Source organism: Oribacterium sp. FC2011 (genome assembly GCF_000701645.1).
Lineage (GTDB): Bacteria > Bacillota > Clostridia > Lachnospirales > Lachnospiraceae > Oribacterium.
The window spans coordinates 4,402-22,912 of record NZ_JNJM01000007.1; the positions used below are offsets into that span (position 1 = coordinate 4,402).

Genomic DNA, 18,511 nt, shown 5'->3' on the forward strand with positions numbered 1-18,511 from the left:
TGTATAACTTGAACACCCACCCGCTTAGCGGGTGGTTTTGTGTGCCACGCGCTTGATCGTTTTGCTGCCGGCAAAACTTGAAGCAGCGCGCGGCATGTGGTCACGTCCTGCAATTAAAAAAGCCGCCTTACTCACGACTAAAGTCACGAGTGTGCGGCGGCTAATCATCAAAAAAATCACAAGGAGTCAAAATGCTTGAACTGTTCCTGACATTTGCAAAAATCGGAAGCTTTACCTTCGGCGGCGGGTATGCCATGATTTCCCTCATCGAAGACATTTGCGTAACAAAAAAGAAATGGATAACCCATGATGAAATGATGAATATGACCGTCATCGCAGAGTCTACTCCGGGACCCATAGCCATAAACTGCGCCACCTTCGTGGGCTATAAGATAAAGGGGTTAAAAGGCGCCTTTGCTGCAACACTTGGCGTCATCCTTCCTTCATTCCTGATCATATATATCATCTCCTGTTTTCTGAGCAATTTTATGGAGATAAAAATAGTTGCCGATGCCTTCCGTGGCATTAAGCTTGCAGTGGGACTTTTGATATTTAACGCCGGAATCGGAATGCTTTCAAAAATGAAAAAGAAGCTGTTTCCTATCATTATCTTTACTTCATCAATGCTGCTGATGCTTTATTCAGAGCTTTCGGGATTCAAGGTCTCAACAGTTATCATGATGATGACGGCCGGCCTTATCGGTCTCATATACAACAGTTTACAGAAGGTAAAAAAGTGATGTGTTATGGAGCCCCGCACCCTTCAGTGTCAGATCCTAACACCCTGCTCTATTAACGCTGCTTTTGGGAGCCTTAATTGACATACATATGCAGATTTAATTGGCTCCTACTTATAACCTGCATTTAAGAAAGAGAAGACAACTTATGATATATCTTGAATTATTACTGGGATTTCTGCAGATAGGAATGTTTGCATTTGGCGGAGCCTATGGTGCGATTCCGCTTATACGTGATGTGGTCATGAGCTATGGATGGCTCAGCGAAGATCAGCTCACTTATATGATAGCAGTAAGCGAAAGCACTCCGGGACCCATCATGGTGAATATGGCGACCTATATAGGAAGCAGCCAGGGCGGAATTTTGGGTGCCGTCATAGCAACCACCGCTGTCGCATTACCGTCATTTATCATCATTCTCATAGTTTCAACCATACTCAAGAATTTTGCAGAAAATCCGCATTTCCAGGCGGTGCTCCGTGGCATTAAGCCCTGCATCATAGGTATCATCATATCAACAGGACTGAATATGATCATAAATAACTGCCATTCCAGCGAAGGCCTTAACTATGTGAATATCCTGATAACCCTCATCCTGATAATGTTTATGCTTCTGCACAAGCGCTTCCTGAAAAGTAAGGCTTCTCCGATACATCTTATTATTTTCGCAGCAATACTGGGAATAGCATTTGGATGAGTAAAATCACCAACTATAGTAATAATAAAACCCGGTGTTTTCAGAAAAGAATTTTACATTGATAAAAACCCGTGGGATAATGTGCTACACAATATTTATCCTTCCGGAGGTCTTATGGAAAAGAAGAAATCAAAGGCAATACTATATATCTGTTCATCCGCATTCTTCTTTAATCTCATGAACATTTTTGTACGTCTCTCAGGCGACGTGCCAAGCATACAGAAAAGCTTTTTCCGCAATCTGGTTGCCGTGTTTGTAGCGTTTTTTATGCTGATAAAAAGCGGCGAGGGTTTCCACCCGCAAAAAAAGAATCTCCCCATCCTTTTGGGAAGATCCTTTTTCGGAACCATCGGAATACTCTGTAACTTTTATGCAGTGGATCATCTGCCTTTGGCTAATGCTTCCATCCTGAATAAAATGGCACCCTTCATGGTTCTCATTTTTTCCTATTTCATTTTGAAAGAAAAGCTGAAGCCCATACACTTCCTGATCATTCTGATTGCATTTACCGGATGCTTTTTTGTAGTGAAGCCTTCACCCGACAATATGGATCTGGTAGGTTCTTTATCAGGACTTATAGGCGGGATTTCCGCCGGGCTTGCATACACTTTGGTAAGACTGGCAGGTCTCCGGGGCGAAAAGGGCGCTACCATAGTGCTGTTTTTCTCGGCATTTTCCTGCCTTTCGGTGCTTCCCTATACTGCATTTAATTATCATCCAATGAACCTGCATCAGCTTGCCATGCTCCTCCTGGCAGGAGCCTCGGCAACAGCGGCACAGTTTTCTGTCACCGCCGCCTACAGCCATGCTCCTTCAAAGGAAATTTCCGTCTATGACTACACCCAGGTGCTCTGGGCTGCTGCCTTCGGGTTCCTCCTCTTCGGTGATATCCCGGATGTTTGGAGCGTAGTAGGATACTTCCTGATCATCGGAGCCGCGGTAGTAATGTTTTTATATAATCAAAAGTGATCCACCGTTATAAAAATGTAATATTTCTTTCATCTTTCTGTTATAAAGTAATGCGTCGTGGTCGAAATTTTATACATAGTATGTTTGAAATTCTCCGGAAAATTCCGGAGTATTAAGCGGTCGTGACAGATTAAAAATATTTACTGAAGGAGGAGTATAATGTTTCGAAAACACATTGCTTTATTGACCACACTGGCCCTTATGACCGGACTTATTTCCTGTTTTCCCAAACCGGCACAGAATAACCCGCCGGCAGAACCTGCTGCAGAATCGGTTGCAGAATCGGAAGCCGCAGAAACCAAAGAAGCCGATGAAGATAAATCTTCCAATGATTACTCACCTGCTGCGGAAGTAAAGCCGGATTCCAATTCCAAAAAAACTGACGTTAACTGGATGGAAACGATACAACGTGAGAAGAAAGCATTAGTCTTTGAAGACGGCATGGCTCAGCCTATTCTCACTTACACGAACCTGAGAGACAGCGATTATACAAATGACGGCAGTGACATCCTGAGATTCTGTGTTTATATCGAGACCGATCATGACACTGACGGTGACGGAAAAGCAGATCTTGTGGAAGCTTTGGTTCAGGTTCCGAGGGCTGCTGCCGAGGGTGATTTCAAGGCTGCCACCATTTACGATCCTACTCCCTATGGCGCCGGTACGGTTAACGAGACCGAGCAAAACAGTAAAATGCTTTTAAACAAGACTCCGTTTGATTACGATAAGCTTTATGAGCCCGGACAAAAGCGTAAGCCTAAAGGTAGTATGACAACTCTTGAGGCAGCCGAAATCGCATCTCCGGAATGCTGGAATTACAGTGTTCCCGTTACAGGCGATATCGGATATACCTATGCACAAATTTACGATTATTATCTTGTAAGAGGCTTTGCGGTTGTTGAAGCCGGCGGTATCGGCACCTATGGTTCGGAGGGCTTTGAACTCTGTGGCTTCGATCTCGAGAGAGACTCACACAAATGTGTTGTGGAATGGCTGACAGGCAAGAGGACCGCTTATACAGATCCGTACAATGACATTACCATAAAGGCAGACTGGTCAAACGGAAATGTTGCCATGACAGGCTGTTCATATGGAGGTACTCTTCCGTTTGAGGTAGCCACATCCGGAGTTGAGGGACTGAAGACCATTATTCCGTTTGCGGGTATTGCTTCATGGTATGACTACACCAATTTCCAAGGTGTGCCCAAGGCAAATGACGCGGCCTATGCGTACTCACTTGCATCCTTTAACAGTGGCGCAGCCTTCCTGGATGATCAGTGGACTGTGATAAATGATGATTATGCATCCTTCCTGTGGCAGTTCTCCGAGGATCAGGAAGCCACTAACGGAGATTATGACGATATTTGGGAGAGGCTGGATTATACTCTTGATCCATCAAAGATAAACTGCTCTGCTCTCATAGTTCATGGAATGAATGATTTTAATGTTACTACCAAGCAGTCTGATCTCATGGCGAGAGCCTTCGAAAGCGCAGGACAGCCATATAAGCTGATACTCCATCAGAATGGTCACTCCACACTTGACGGAATGCTCATAAATGATACCCTCTGGGAAAATATCATGAATAAGTGGCTGTCTCATTACCTCTATGACGTTGATAACGGCATAGAAGATATGCCAAAGGTTTCCGTTCAGAGCAATGTTGACGGTTCCTTCAGGACATATGATACATGGGATGATTTCAAGTACCATACATTTGAATATGATAAGAAAGTTAATCCGGACAACTTCAATCACGTGGATACTACTGCCATAGGATCAACCTTTGCCAAGTACTATGAGAGTACTGATGAGTTTGGAAGAGAGAGCATAAGAGACAATTACTACCTGTCATTACCGGACAGCGTACATGCGAAGTATGTATATGAAGTTCCTGATAACTATATCTTCTCAGGTGTTCCTGAAGTACATCTGAAGCTTTCAACGAAGGATGTTGACAAGGACGGACTGGTGGTTTCCGCAATGCTTCTTGATACCATCGATGGCGAAGAAAGTTTCAAAGCTTATATGACTAAGCACAGGATTTATGATACCCTTCCGACCAAGACATTGGGAGCTGCAGAAACCGGTGGTGGACTGCCTTACACTAAGGTTAAGGAATATGTCCAGAGCAATACCACAGCAAAGCTTATCACCTTCGGATATACCGATCTCAAGAATCCGGGCGGCGGATACGAAGGCAAGGATTACAGAAAGCGTACAGAAGAGATGAACGCAGGCGAGTACTATGACTACACCATCTATCTCATGCCTACGTCCTACACTTTCGAACCTGGTCACAAGGCAGTGCTCATCATCACCGGCTGGGATCCATACAATGACATCCTTGATGAGGACTTCAAGAGCGGTCTGATAACAGACTCTGTGGATTCTTCATATACCTATGCTTTCAACATCGACAACGAAGCTCTGGAGATGAGATTCCCGGTTATCGCAGGATCTCCCGAGGATGTGGATGTGGCAACAGAAAGCGAACTCGATAGAGAAGAAATTATTGCGACCGAAAGCGATCTGAAGAAAAAGGATAATATAGCTACTGACAGCGAGACGAAAAAAGAATAAGTGACAGAACTCTCTCACTGATTTTACGGATTTTCGGATGAGCTTGATGTCTCATCCGAAAATCCCTTTGTAAAGATTCATCGCAGTCTGTTCTAATCCAATAATCTTATAAGGACTCAACTTATGAATAAAAAGTTCTGGCTCATAATTCCGATTCTTGCTGCATTTTTTGTTTTCTTAGGCACAGGTCAGGAACATTACTACCCTATCAACAAAACCATACATATTGATGAGAATAATGTCACATCTTATGTGGACACCCAAAAAGGGTTTGTTGCCATCTGGAACCAGACCCTTTTGTTTGCTGCGCCCAACGGAGAGCTTATAAAAGCCATAACACCAAAATTTGACGGGGCCGACTGTGATCTCAGAGTGATTTTTACCGACGATGAAAGTATTTACGTAAATCTCGGAACCTACATGCCGGAATACAGCTATTACGACAGCGAACGCATAGAGAAGTACTCTTTTTCAGGGGATTATCTTGGAGAATTGATTGTAAGACCATGTGGTGAAGAGTATCTGGTTGACAGTAATTACATGACGGATTTAAAAGTCATAGACGGGACCGCTTATATCACCGATTCAAGGTACTATCAAACCGACCTTATTTCTGTTCCTGCCGAACCACAGAATGAACTTCCAAAACCGAAGAAAGAAGACAGTGTTGAAACAAAGGATTTTATCCTATGGGCAAGATACGAACCCGAAAATGAAAGAATGGTTATGTTCAACCGTTTTGGTGAAACATATTACTATGATCTCAATACAAAGGAAACCAGTTATCATCCCGAATTGATCGAAACCAATGTGATACAGCCTTTTGGAAGGTCAGAGATCTTTATTTCCGGAAAACAAAAAGTGCTGGATGTTTTGTACTTCGCAGGGATAATAATCCTTGGCATTTCACTTTTTGTCGGATTGATCCTGCTGCTTAGGACCGGAGTACTGAAGCCTTACAGAAAGTACCTTATATTCCTGTCATTTTTCGTGATCGCTGTTTTCTTTTACACAAGGCAGAGCCTGGACGAATATGATAAAGACGTCAAGGAAAGAGTAATCGCTTCCGCCAGATTAGTAGATCAGGGATTTTCATTCTATCTTTTAGATGATCTGGAGGATGCTGAATATGGCAACCTGGAAATATACAAATCAGACAAATCCAGGGAGTGGATAAACAACATTAACCCATATCTTAAGATGTCCTGTGCAAACGCAGGAATTGAAATGGGCATGTACCTTCAGATATATGTTTATGGAGATGACGGAACTCCTTTACTTCTTGTTGATACCTATGATGAATTCCCCATAGGTACCCCCTACCTGTTCGGAGACTACAAGTATGATCTCAAAAACCCTGATTCATTTCTGGAAAAATACATTATAGAAAAGTCCATAGACGGAACCTACAGCTACATTAATTATCCTATCTATAATTTAAAAGATGAATCTATAGGTTTCTTCCAAATGGGAAGCAGGTATGACAGGATCAGAAATCACGTGATGATGCAGGTTATTGAGTCATTCTTACAGCTGCTTGCTTTCATCATGTTCCTGTATATCCTTTTGGATGTTACAGACAAGTATTCTGCCGAGATCAAGGATTTCTTCAAGACAAGAAAGACAGACCCCGTTAGAGCAAGGAACAGTCTCAGCAATACCTATGACTTTATCGTTTCAGGACTGATGTACCTTGATTCACTGCTTTTGATCAAGGCCATCTCTTCCATCAACACCGATAGCGGTGTTGAACTGGCTGTGGTTTTTGCGATTCCCATTACAGCATACAGGGTAGGTTCATGGATCGGATCAGTGATAACTTCTCCGCTTCTTGGTAAGTTTGGCGAGAAACGAATGGGTATTCTTTCATCTGTTCTCAGCACATTATCATTCGTAGGAATAATGATTGCTATAATGCAGAAAAACATTTACCTGATCGCCGGATGTAAATTTGTGGAAGGTATCTTCCTTGAGAGTATTTTGTTCTCTCTTGCCGAGGGAATACCTTATGAAATCGAAGATGAGGCATACAGAAATAAGAAGATTCTGGAAAGTCAGAGCTCAACACAGGCAGCTATCATGATCTCTCTTATGGTGGCCGGTGTCATCGCAGAGTATACAAGCTATACTGTTCTTTATCTGTTTGGAGCCATTGTGTGTGCTACCCTTATTCCTCTTTCTTTCGCAATTCTCAGCGGAGGAGATACAGAGGAAGAAAATGTAAAGACCTTGCAGGTATGGAAAGCATTTGCAGCTCCAAAGGCTCTTTTGTATATAGTGCTTGTAGTACTCTCGGTTTCATTCCTGTATGGTTATGAAGAGTATCTGTTCCCGTTGTTCTCTGAGAATTCCGGTTTATCCAGCATTATGCTTTCAAGTATAGGTGTACTTGTCAATGCTGCCAGTTATTTTGGAGAGGGAATCACTGTTCTTTTCAAAAAGCTTACTCCGCTCCAGTCCATGGTCAGAGCCTTCACTGTCAGCGGTGCTGCTATCATTCTTCTCATACTGAATCAGAATGTAGTCTTTGCCGTGATGGTATACTTTACCATAAGCATCCTTTTCAGAGTCATTGACAGTCAGAAAATCGTTACACTTGTTGAACTGGCAAAAGACAAAGATCTGGAAGCAAAAGACATACAGGAGAACTATTATGCGTTGGAAGATGGTTTTAAGGTATTTCAGGGTCCGGTACTTGGTACCCTCAGCGCCATCGCTATTTCCATGGCTCTCGGCTTCCTTGGTACCCTGAGCCTGGCGGCACCCAATTTGTATAATTTTATTGCCAAAAGAAAAAAAGCAAAAGATAAAAGCTGATTTATATATCAAAATACCGGCTCACCTTGATCGGGTGAGCCGGCATTCTTATGTTTATATCAATAAATAGAATTAATGTATTCTGTCAGTGCTTTTCTGTCATAATACTGTTCAGGTGTGCTGATGGCGTAATCCGGATCAGCGCCTCTGTCAATATCGTAGAACGCACCGTTCATAACGAAGGACAGACGTTTGATTCCTGAAAGCTGGAATGATGTTCCCCAGGCTGATGAAGCAGGTTCAACAACACAGCTTCCGCCTCCTGAAGTTCTTCCTAACAGTGTAACCTTATTTGATTCCTTGAAAATACAAGGAACGAGGTTTCCGCATGAAAAGCTTACCGGTGATGTCAGACAGAACAGTCTCCTGTCTCCCAGTTCATCCTTCTCATCAAACTTACGGTCGCGGTTTACATCGCAGCGATATGTAGAACTGCACATCGCACCGGTCATAGTATTCTTCATTCCGATGGAAGCCTCTCCAAGGAACCATCCGAGAGTGAATACAGCTGTGTCCGCCATACCGCCCAGATTACAACTTAGATCGATAACTACGTTTTTGATAGGGCTGTTCTCACGTGTGATCATGGAGTGCGCCTTCATGATAAGCCCGATGGTATCCTGGTCAGAGAAATCTTTAGGATCTGTTGTATAGTACTCTTCTCCTTCTACGCTTTCCATGTAAAACTGATCAAATGTGATATATGCAGTATTTCCTACTTCCTCATATCCCGGAATACCATCCGGGTAGAATTTTTCGCGGGCTTTTGTATATCTCTCATAATGATCGTTCCATCTATACTCGGAAGCTCCCTTTGGTGCCTTATAATCATTTTTACCGGTTAAGTACGAATAAGATCCGAACTGGGAATGACCGTCATCAAGATAATCTGTTATTGTACGATATATTGCTATATCTGCATTCTTCGGATCAGATGACTTAAGCATTGCTTCAAATCCGTTTTCATGAAAAAGCTGGGCAAAGTGCTCGATCTCATGAGGCTCCTTGAGACCGTATAGATAATCCATCATAAGACAAAGCTCTTTGTATCCATACTCCTGAAGAGCAGGACTTCTCTCACCTGTTTCTCCTTCGTAGTACAGATCTTCACATTCGCTTGCCTTTGCTGTTAAAATCAGATTTTTACAATTAAAAAACAGGTTAGCACCGCTTGGGGCAGTAATCAGGAAGTCATTAATTGTCTGAAGCGGCACAAGATAGAGGCCATCCTGCATTATCATATCTATGCCATATTCTCCGAGCGGAAGGACCAGACTGTCACCGTAACGATCATATGAACCTCTGTCTACCTTTTGAAATACAGCTGGTTCTCCCTTGTCATTGAAAACATGCATAGCTGTAAGATCAAGTAATGTTGAGCTTCCCGGACTCTTACAGAACAGATCAAAATCCATGAAATCGATAGTGTCTTTATCAAAATCAAATGTCAAAGGAATGTTATCATCAAAAGCTTTCTCTTCGTTATGATGACGGGTATAGGTTATGATCGATCCATTCTTTTCCATTGTAAAGTTTATGCCTGATGCTTCATCACCAAGCAGGGCATCATTGATCAGAAACAGAATCTCTTCGGACTCGATATAGGGCAGATCCTTCACTCCGTCAAGGAAGTAAAGTTTCATATCCATTCCAAGCGGTTCAGTCATTGCATAAACAGGATATGACTCACTTGTGATTTCGTGTTCCCCTCCAGCCGGTTTCTCTTTTGGTGCCGAAGTTTCCTTTTTCTCATCAGGTGCTGAGGTTTCATTATTCTCTTCTTCCTGTTTTTCCTCAGGCGCAGAAGTTTCCTGCTTCTCTTCTTCTGCTGCCGAAGATTCCTGTTTTTCTTCCGGTACAGAAGTTTCTGTTGTTTCAGCAGCACCGATCTCAGGCGTAGCAGTAGCATTGCATCCTGCAAGTATCATACCGGCTGTAATCGCCGAAGCCAAAATTCCATTGAGTTTTTTTCTTTTCATTCACGACCTCCATGAAGTTTTCATCACTAATTCATAATGCATAAAATCGAACCCCGGCACCCGGGGTTTTTCACGTACATATAAGATACTTCGACCACATTATTTATATTCATAAGAGGATAATTTTACAGTAAAACGAGATACCGTTTTCACAGCAACGGGCATGGCATACCACTGTTTTTACCTTATGAATACATGTAAGGTGGTCGAAATATCTCACATATACGTGGAACAATCAGTAGTGATATTTTGGGGAAAGAGAATTAAGTTATGATAAAAACACCTGAATATAAGAAATACAGAAACCGCATATTGATAAGAAAGTTCATTCTGCATGCCGTATTGATCATTAGTTTTTTTGTTGTTTTGTTTGTTAATATCGATATTTACAGCGATAACTATAGAGATCGTCTTCAGCCACAGATACGACGGGCAGTCCTGCAGGTGGCACAGATCATACCTCAGCTTGAAGAAAGTGAGCTGGCTTTAAGACGTGTCTGTGACCAGATGAACAGCAGCTGGGACAGGATAGCAGCCGACAGCGAACTGGATGAATCCAATTATGATATTCCTGACACAAAATCAAAGCTTGATGAGTTCATAGGAGAAACCCTTTCATGGATGGACCGGGTTACAAAGCTGAAGGTAGGGCGTGACGGATGTGTGGCGGTTTTGGATAAGTCAACCATGACAGTGATTGCTCATCCTGATGCAACATCAATTGGTATACGTCTGAATCCGGATGTACCTCTTACAACGGATAATGTACTAAACCTGAGATCCATCACAAAAAACACCCGGACAGAAGACCTGCAGGCCCATTTCATTCTTTTTGAGCTGGACTTTCCTGAGGATAAAGATTCAGAGGACTTCCGTGACATTGATAACTATCTGTACAGGTCCTTATACGGATGTGCCATAGAGTATGAGGATTACTATATCGTCTGCGGTATCTCTTTTTACGAGAGGCTTTCCTTCCTGTCAAATGCATTTTTTGTAACAGTTTTCACATTTGTGATGATCTGGCTCGTTATCAAATGGATATGCCTTGTCATTAACCAGAGATGTGAGACAGCGAAAACCATGAGAAATAAGCTGATAGCTTATTCCATGGTGGTATGTCTGATTTCTTTTGGTGTTTCCGTATATTTACAGACACTTACCAATGTTGCGGATGATCTGAAAACCATGACGCATCATGCGGAAGTGGCAGTGGAAACATTGGAGACCTATCAGAAGCAGAGCAAAAAGCTTGGAGACTGGCTGGATTCCTTCTATGAGATCCAGTGCCGCCTGGCTTCACGCATGATACGCAACAGAAAGAGTACCCCTGACCGCCATACCATGCAGGTATATGCAGATTATCTTAATGCAAAATATCTGTTTCTTTTTGATAAAAACGGAAATGTGACAGTTACAAATTCAAATTACGATCATCTGAAGGTCGGCAGCAAGCCGGAGGAACCATTCTATGATTTCCGGGTACTTTTGGAAGGAGCAGACAGCGTCATACTGCCTCCGATGCGGGATCAAAGATACAATGAATATCTCCAATATATCGGAGTAAGTGTAAGAAGCAAAGAAGATCTGTGTGACGGTTTTGTGCTGATCGGTATAGACCCTGCTTTGAGGGATGAACTTCTGGATGCGTTAAAGCTTGATAAAGTTCTCAACAATCTTGTTATCGGACTTCCGGAATATGCCTTGGCAGTAGACAAGCAGACATTTGAAATCGTTGCCACCAACGGTCTTGGATATGTGGGAGAAAACGTAACGGAGCTTGGTATCTCCCCTGAAAGTCTGGAGCAGAAATTCAGCGGATTCGTTGAGGTGGATGGGATAGTACACTTTGCGGGTGTCAGCGCCTCGGAAGATTACTATATTGTTCCGGTTATGCACCAAAGCGGAAATAACGGAATCTTCAGCAGTTCATGTAAGCTGATGCTGGAGGCCGCCTGCATTTTACTCATCATAACCCTTCTTACACTCTTCAATTTCCAGGAAGAGGTTATAGATGCGGCACCCAAAGAAGAAACCGGTGTTGACCCGGATGACGATGATGTGGATGACGAAGAAGCTAAGGTTCCGGGACTTTTCGCAGGTCTCAAAAATCGTACCCTTTTCAGAGAAAAGAGCGGGTTCGAGGAAAGATGGAAGGTTAACACCAGAGCCAAACGTTATCAGAGTCCGGAAGGACGAATCATGGTGATCATCTATCGTATCCTGTTGCTATTCTGTCTGTTCATCCTGCTTCCTACACTTTTTATCGGAATCAATGCCGATTCAAAAATAAGTGAGCTGAGCAATCTTTCATATATGATTTCCGGCAGGTGGCAGAAGGGAGTAAATATATTTGCATTTACATCCTGTATTTTCCTGCTTTGTGCTATGTATGTGGGATCGGTACTGGTAGATGCCATTCTGTATCAGATAGCAAGGGCTTCCGATGCAAAGGTTGAAACGATATGTCTTCTCATCAAGAATGCCATAAAGTACGTATGCGTAATAATATTTATCTATTACGGTCTGTCACAGTTCGGAGCAAAAACACAGACTCTGCTTGCATCTGCAGGAATCCTGTCACTGATGGTCAGCCTGGGAGCCAAGGATATGGTAAGTGATATACTTGCCGGTTTCTTCATCATATTTGAAAGCACCTATAAGGTCGGTGACTATATAAAGGTAGGCGGATGGGAAGGAGTTGTGACGGAAATAGGCATTCGCACCACCAAGGTAAAATTCGTTACAGATGTCAAAGTGTTTAATAATTCCTCTCTGAGGGATATCGTCTGCTCTGAAGAAGTAGTAAGACAAAGTGTGAAGATAGGCATTTCCTACGATGCGGATTTTGAGGAAATCGAACGTATTCTGAAAGAAGAACTTTCTAAGATAGGTCCGGAACAGATCCCGGGTCTTCGGAAAGGACCTACGTACACCGGAATCAGCTCCTTTGATGAAAGCAGTATCGTTTTAACCATTGCAATGTTTGTCGAAGGCAACCTGAAGTTTCCTGCTGTCCGTGCCCTTAATCGGGAGATAAAGCTGATTTTTGACCGGAACAACATCGAGATCCCGTTCAATCAGCTGGTAGTTCATGAAGCGGAGAAACCTGTCTTATGAAACCTGAATTTTGTAACTGCTTCATATAGAGACTGAGTCTCTCATAAAGCGGTTCCGCCTCGTCTCCATACTCATCCTTCAGCAAAGCTCCGATTTCAAACACGGTTCTTTTGCCGTTTATACATCCGAATATGAAACTTCCCATACCCGGAAGATGAATGTGGGATACTGCAGGCTTTTTAAAAAACTTCTGGGCTATCCTGTTGGTAAAGCCCTTATTCTCCATTTCAACAATGACCTCACCGGACGCAGAACGCGTCCGGTTGAGGTCACTGTTTATCTCAAATATGTAATCTAAGAAATTATCTTTGTTATTCATTTCCTATTTCCGATTGCAGCCTTAAGAACAGCTGCAGAAACAATAATTATAAGGATAAGTGCCTGAAGGTTTCCTGTAGGGATAACAGCGCTCAGATTCATTTTCTCTGTAAGACCCGCAACAGTGAGTACTGCAAGAAGCACACCTACTATACCTTCTCCGGCAATAAGTCCTGAACAGAAAAGAATGCCCTTTCCTGACTCGCCATTCTCGGCACCGAACTTCTTATCAACAAACAGCTTGATAAGTCCGCCAAGCATGATGGTTGATGAGAGCTCAAGAGGAAGATAAAGTCCTATGGATACAGGAAGTGCAGCGATTCCGAGAATCTCAACCGTAATTGAGATGAAGGCACCGATGAAAATGAGGGACCACGGAAGATTTCCGCTCATAACACCCTCGATGATCATCTTCATCATGGTTGCCTGAGGAGCAGCAAGATTGTCTGAACCAAATCCGTAAGCATTATCAAGAAGGATCATAACCCCACCGATTGCAAGAGCTGCGGCAATAACTCCGAGAATCTCTCCGATCTGCTGCTTTATAGGTGTTGCACCGAGGATATATCCGGTCTTTAAATCCTGTGATGTATCACCGGCCATACATGCAGCTATGCAAATAACGGAACCGATGGCTATGGCACCCTGCATACCGTGTACTCCTACATCACCCGATATCTTAAGACAGATAGTTGCAATAAGGATAGTTGCGATGGTCATACCTGAAACAGGGTTGTTGGAACTTCCTACCAGTCCCACCATTCTTGATGAAACTGAACTGAAAAAGAATCCGAACACTACTATAAGCAATGCACCAAGGAAGGTAACAGGTACCGCCGGTGTGAGCCAGATGGCAACAATGATTGCAGCGATACCGCCAAGCACGATACGGATATCCATATCAAGAGCTGTACGCTCATAAGAAACTTGTCCTGCCTTGGAGATGCTTTTTATGGAGGCCATAAAGGTTCTTACTATAAGCGGAAGAGTCTTGATGAGACTGATGATACCCGCTGATGCAACGGCTCCTGCACCGATATACTTGATGTAATTTGACCAGATTGCAGATGCGCCGCTTGAAGCATAAAGCTCGCTTACGGAAACACTTGCAGGATACATGACTATGTCACCGCCAAAAGTCACAATGGCAGGAATGAGAACAAACCATCCAAGGATACCACCGGCAAACATATACGCAGATATGCGTGGCCCACATATGTATCCAACAGAGATAAGTGCAGGATAAACCTCAGCTGCAAACTCTGTCTTGAGAGCTTCAAGCTTGAGTACAAAGACACTCTGTACTGCCATGAGACCGTCAACCAAAAACTTTACAAGAGAGCCGAGTCCCATACCGATGAATACTGCCTTTGCGGAAGAACCTCCTTCCTCACCGGCAAGAAGAACCTCGGCACAGGCTGTACCTTCCGGATAAGGAAGAACTCCGTGCTCCTGAACGATAAGTGCATTACGAAGAGGAACCATGAAGAATACTCCCAAAAGTCCTCCGAACAGAGCGATAACCGTGATGGCAATGAGTGAAGGCTTATCCATCACACCTTCCTTTGCCCAGATAAAAAGAGCCGGCATGGTGAAAATAGCACCTGCAGCAAGTGATTCACCTGCAGAACCAACAGTCTGAACCATATTGTTTTCCAGAACTGAATCCTTCTGCATGATAACTCTGATTACGGCCATTGAAATAACCGCAGCGGGTATTGATGCAGATACTGTCATACCTACTCTGAGACCCAGATATGCGTTGGCAGCACCAAATATAACTGCCAGGACGAGACCCATGATAATGGATGTGGGTGTCATCTCGGGAACCACCTTATCCGCAGGGATATAAGGCTTAAATTCGTTATTCATTTTGTTTATATCTCCTATTTCATTACTTTGTAGTGATAAAGTATATCCGCACTTCCCGAGCTTTGCAATAAAAATAAACATTTTATATATAACAGTCTGCATACCTGCATATATATTCGTACTTTTGTAAGTATTTCACATAAAGGCGGATTTGCTATACATAAAAGGCAGTGTTAAGATATCCATCATGAATCAATTATCACTTTTCCCTGAACAGAATATAGATCCGAGAACTCCCATGACGGTTAACTGGAATCTGTGGCACGGCTGCACTAAAGTCAGTGCGGGCTGCCTTAATTGCTATATGTACCGTCGGGACGAAGCAATCGGTAAAGATCCTTCAGTTGTGCAGAGGACCGACAGCTTCAACCTGCCGGTCAGGATTCTCAGATCCGGCCCTAATAAAGGAAGATACAAAATCCCGGCTGGATCCCATATTTATACTTGCTTTTCTTCGGATTTCTTTCATCCTGATGCGGACGAGTGGCGTGATGATGCTTGGAAGATGATGTATGAACGTTCCGACTGTACTTTTTTCATGATCACGAAAAGACCGGAACGGATAGAGGAACATCTTCCGTCCGGTTGGGGAAAGGGCTGGGAGCATATAACCATAGCGGTAACTTGTGAGAATCAGGACATGATCGACAAGAGACTGCCCATATATCTTTCGCTGCCGATTTTCCATCATTCTGTAATGATAGAGCCAATGCTTAGCGCCGTAGATCTCCGCCCATATATAGATAACTACAGAGCCTCCGATGGGACTCCTGTCATAGAATCAGTTTCTGTGGGCGGTGAATCCGGACCAAATGCCAGAATCTGTGACTATGCCTGGGTAGAGGATGTTCACGCCCGGTGTGTAGAAAACGGCATCTCATTTTACTATCACCAAACCGGAGCTAAACTTCTGAAAGATGGAAAGATTTACAACATTCCCAGACCTATGCAGCATTCCCAGGCGCATAAGGCAGGACTTGATACCTGAATTAACCGGGTCAACCCATCCTTGCATCTATTAGTATATTTGACTCCCGTCAAATATACTTCTTTCCGGCGGAAAAGTAATACGCCATTTGACGTGTGTCAAATGGCGTATATATTTCAGCATATTAATGAATTTTTTTCATACTTAAAATAAATATCTATATCTTTATCATCTCATTTTTTACAAATACGTCAAACCTTGGAAGCTTAAAACCGACCAATCCATGTGTATCTGTGTTTATCAGCCCTTTTTCTTTAAGGCGAACCCGATATTGTGAGAATTCATTCTTTTTCTGTTTTGTCAGTTCGAGAAGTTCTGATACAGGCATCTGCTCCTTTTGAATGATAAAAGACATCAGCTCCTCTGTAATTTCATCTATCAAAATATCTCTGCTTATATACTGTTTGGGAACCATTCCAAAATTTATGGCAAAAGGATTTCTTTCCATACTAAACCACCTTCCCTGACACGCTTATATACTTCTATATACTTTTTATCAAGATATATACTTTTATATACTTCTATATACTTTTCTTTTTTTTATATACTTTTATGTACTTTAGTCAAGGAAGTTCTAAATGCTAATTGGCGCCCCCGTCCCCGGTGGGTTTCTCCGGTTTACGCTTATTGATGTGCTTTTTCCTTTTCACCTGAATTAAACGGAACAAGTTTCGTACGATTTAATGCGATCATTACCGCAGGAATCAATATAAGCTGAAGAGCAATACCCGGTATGGCTTTAAGCAATGCTCCTGCCATGAATGCCTGGAATGTAAAAGCATTACCCTTAAGTCCCAGAAGTACTGTCTGGACAATACCCCATACAACTCTGCCCGCAACCATTGCTATAAGGAGGCACTTGTATAAAGCCTCCGTGCACTTCCACTTGGAATGACTGTAAAGATAACCTGCCACAAAAGCATAGGTTGCAAGTTCAAAGGCCATACCTATGGCAGTCGGATACATCGGTGGCATACCAAAAATCATCGACCTTAAAATCGGCAGAATAAATGCCATGGGTGTACCCCACTTTTCTCCAACGATAAGCGCACACAAGAACGCCGGTATATGCATCGGCAATAACATGCTTCCGATCTGAGGGATCTGACCTGTAAGGAATGGAAGCACCAAACCTATTGCCAGAAACATTGCCGTAAGAACCATTTTCTTTATTGAATCACTTTTCATACTCTCACCCTCTCATCTAACAACGCTGTTTTTCATCCGTAATATCTGACATACAGATGCATATCTTTATGGCTTCTGTATCCTTTACATGGTTATCAATTCATATTCCCGGGTTCCAAGTCCGATCTTTTCTGCGTGTTCCAATGTCTCTTTCCATCTGACATTCGGATTGGAATCAAAGAAATGGTCGTGATGATGATGCCAGCCGGGTTTACTTAAATTATCGGAAAGCTGGCTGTTAGGCATAGGTGTTGATCTGAGACATGCATCCACACACGCCTGGTCAAGGGCAACCGGATCAAACGAGGCAAAAAATCCCACGTCCGGCAGAATAGGAGCATCATTTTCACCATGACAGTCACAGTTAGGGGAAATGTCACGAACGAGACTGATATGGAAACACGGTCTGCCGGCGCACACTGCCGCACTGTATTCCGCCATCTTTCGACCCAGTATCTCGTTTGCATCCCAGTTCATATTTTCAATCGCATCAAATCCGCAGGCGCCTATGCAGCGTCCACATCCTTTACAAAGCTCCTGGTCGATATGAGCCTTTTTATTTTCATAGTATATGGCATTTGAGCCGCACTCCTTCGCGCATCTTCCGCAGCCGCGACACATATCCTCATGAACTGTTGGATGACCGCTGTTGTGCTGCTGCATTTTACCCGCACGGCTTCCGCATCCCATACCTATATTCTTGATTGCTCCCCCGAAACCGGTAGACTCATGACCTTTAAAGTGAGTAAGCGAAATAAAGATATCGGCATCCATAACCGCTCTTCCGATATAAGCTTCTTTACAATACTCACCATTTGGCACCGGAACTTCTATATCATCTGTTCCTCTGAGACCGTCTCCGATGATTATCTGGCATCCTGTAGTGATGGTATTGAAGCCATTGATATTGGCACAATCCATGTGTTCAAGAGCATTTTTACGTGAGCCCGGATACAACGTATTGCAGTCTGTTAAAAACGGAATGCCTCCCTGTTCTTTAACCACATCAGCTACGGCCTTTGCATAATTGGGCCTTAAATATGAAAGATTTCCAAGTTCACCAAAGTGCATTTTGATTGCTACAAACTTCCCGTCCATATCGATGCTGCCTATACCTGCCTTGCGAATAAGCCTCTGCATCTTAACAGTCAATGACGTTCCAACAGTCGTCCTGAAATCCGTAAAATATACCTTTGATCCAGCCATATTGCCTCCTTATTAAATTGTCCCGAAAACAAAACCT

13 protein-coding genes are annotated in these 18,511 nt (G+C 43.1%); 7 read left to right on the top strand and 6 right to left on the bottom strand.

The genetic code is table 11. The features are described 5' to 3' along the window. Nucleotides 1-191: 191 nt before the first annotated feature. From T357_RS0106890 to T357_RS0106910, 5 genes are all read left to right on the top strand, one after another. Nucleotides 192-740: a chromate transporter gene (locus tag T357_RS0106890; RefSeq protein WP_031550135.1), complete on the top strand. Its 549-nt coding sequence runs from the start codon at nucleotides 192-194 to the stop codon at nucleotides 738-740. Between the two features lie 145 nt (nucleotides 741-885). Next, entirely contained in the window at nucleotides 886-1,434 is a 549-nt protein-coding gene (locus T357_RS0106895; protein WP_031550137.1) for a chromate transporter, read from the top strand. Nucleotides 1,435-1,548: 114 nt separating this feature from the next. Beyond that, the gene (locus T357_RS0106900; RefSeq protein WP_031550139.1) at nucleotides 1,549-2,403 is read left to right on the top strand and encodes a DMT family transporter; all 855 of its coding nucleotides are present in this window, start codon (nucleotides 1,549-1,551) and stop codon (nucleotides 2,401-2,403) included. A gap of 159 nt (nucleotides 2,404-2,562) precedes the next feature. Beyond that, entirely contained in the window at nucleotides 2,563-4,986 is a 2,424-nt protein-coding gene (locus T357_RS0106905; protein WP_049962323.1) for a CocE/NonD family hydrolase, read from the top strand. 123 nt (nucleotides 4,987-5,109) lie between these two features. After that, the gene (locus tag T357_RS0106910) at nucleotides 5,110-7,803 is read left to right on the top strand and encodes an MFS transporter (RefSeq protein ID WP_031550144.1); all 2,694 of its coding nucleotides are present in this window, start codon (nucleotides 5,110-5,112) and stop codon (nucleotides 7,801-7,803) included. Nucleotides 7,804-7,862: 59 nt separating this feature from the next. Here T357_RS0106910 and T357_RS0106915 read toward each other — a convergent pair whose 3' ends face one another. Further along, complete coding sequence (locus T357_RS0106915; protein WP_031550146.1) at nucleotides 7,863-9,782, bottom strand: S41 family peptidase; 1,920 nt, start codon at nucleotides 9,780-9,782, stop codon at nucleotides 7,863-7,865. 270 nt (nucleotides 9,783-10,052) lie between these two features. Between T357_RS0106915 and T357_RS0106920 the strand changes: the two genes are divergently transcribed. Next, nucleotides 10,053-12,902, top strand: coding sequence for a mechanosensitive ion channel family protein (locus T357_RS0106920; RefSeq protein WP_031550149.1), 2,850 nt, complete (start codon nucleotides 10,053-10,055; stop codon nucleotides 12,900-12,902). Here T357_RS0106920 and T357_RS0106925 read toward each other — a convergent pair. Both T357_RS0106925 and T357_RS0106930 read right to left on the bottom strand, forming a co-directional pair. Then, complete coding sequence (locus T357_RS0106925; protein ID WP_031550152.1) at nucleotides 12,859-13,221, bottom strand: PqqD family protein; 363 nt, start codon at nucleotides 13,219-13,221, stop codon at nucleotides 12,859-12,861. The two genes, T357_RS0106920 and T357_RS0106925, sit on opposite strands and share 44 nt — an antisense overlap. Next, nucleotides 13,218-15,092 carry an OPT family oligopeptide transporter gene (locus T357_RS0106930; protein ID WP_031550154.1) on the bottom strand — a complete coding sequence of 625 codons (1,875 nt, stop codon included), beginning with the start codon at nucleotides 15,090-15,092 and terminating at the stop codon, nucleotides 13,218-13,220. The genes T357_RS0106925 and T357_RS0106930 overlap by 4 nt, the downstream gene beginning before the upstream one ends. A gap of 187 nt (nucleotides 15,093-15,279) precedes the next feature. Between T357_RS0106930 and T357_RS0106935 the strand changes: the two genes are divergently transcribed. Further along, nucleotides 15,280-16,080: a DUF5131 family protein gene (locus T357_RS0106935; RefSeq protein ID WP_330373096.1), complete on the top strand. Its 801-nt coding sequence runs from the start codon at nucleotides 15,280-15,282 to the stop codon at nucleotides 16,078-16,080. Between the two features lie 157 nt (nucleotides 16,081-16,237). Here T357_RS0106935 and T357_RS0106940 read toward each other — a convergent pair whose 3' ends face one another. The 3 genes from T357_RS0106940 to T357_RS0106950 form a co-directional block, all read right to left on the bottom strand. Then, the gene (locus tag T357_RS0106940; RefSeq protein WP_031550158.1) at nucleotides 16,238-16,528 is read right to left on the bottom strand and encodes a hypothetical protein; all 291 of its coding nucleotides are present in this window, start codon (nucleotides 16,526-16,528) and stop codon (nucleotides 16,238-16,240) included. Nucleotides 16,529-16,704: 176 nt separating this feature from the next. Beyond that, a complete protein-coding gene (locus T357_RS0106945) occupies nucleotides 16,705-17,268 on the bottom strand; it encodes an ECF transporter S component (RefSeq protein ID WP_031550160.1) in 564 nt (187 codons plus the stop codon). Between the two features lie 84 nt (nucleotides 17,269-17,352). Beyond that, nucleotides 17,353-18,474 (bottom strand): DUF362 domain-containing protein, encoded by a 1,122-nt coding sequence (locus T357_RS0106950; protein WP_031550162.1) that lies wholly within the window; start codon nucleotides 18,472-18,474, stop codon nucleotides 17,353-17,355. Nucleotides 18,475-18,511: the final 37 nt, after the last annotated feature.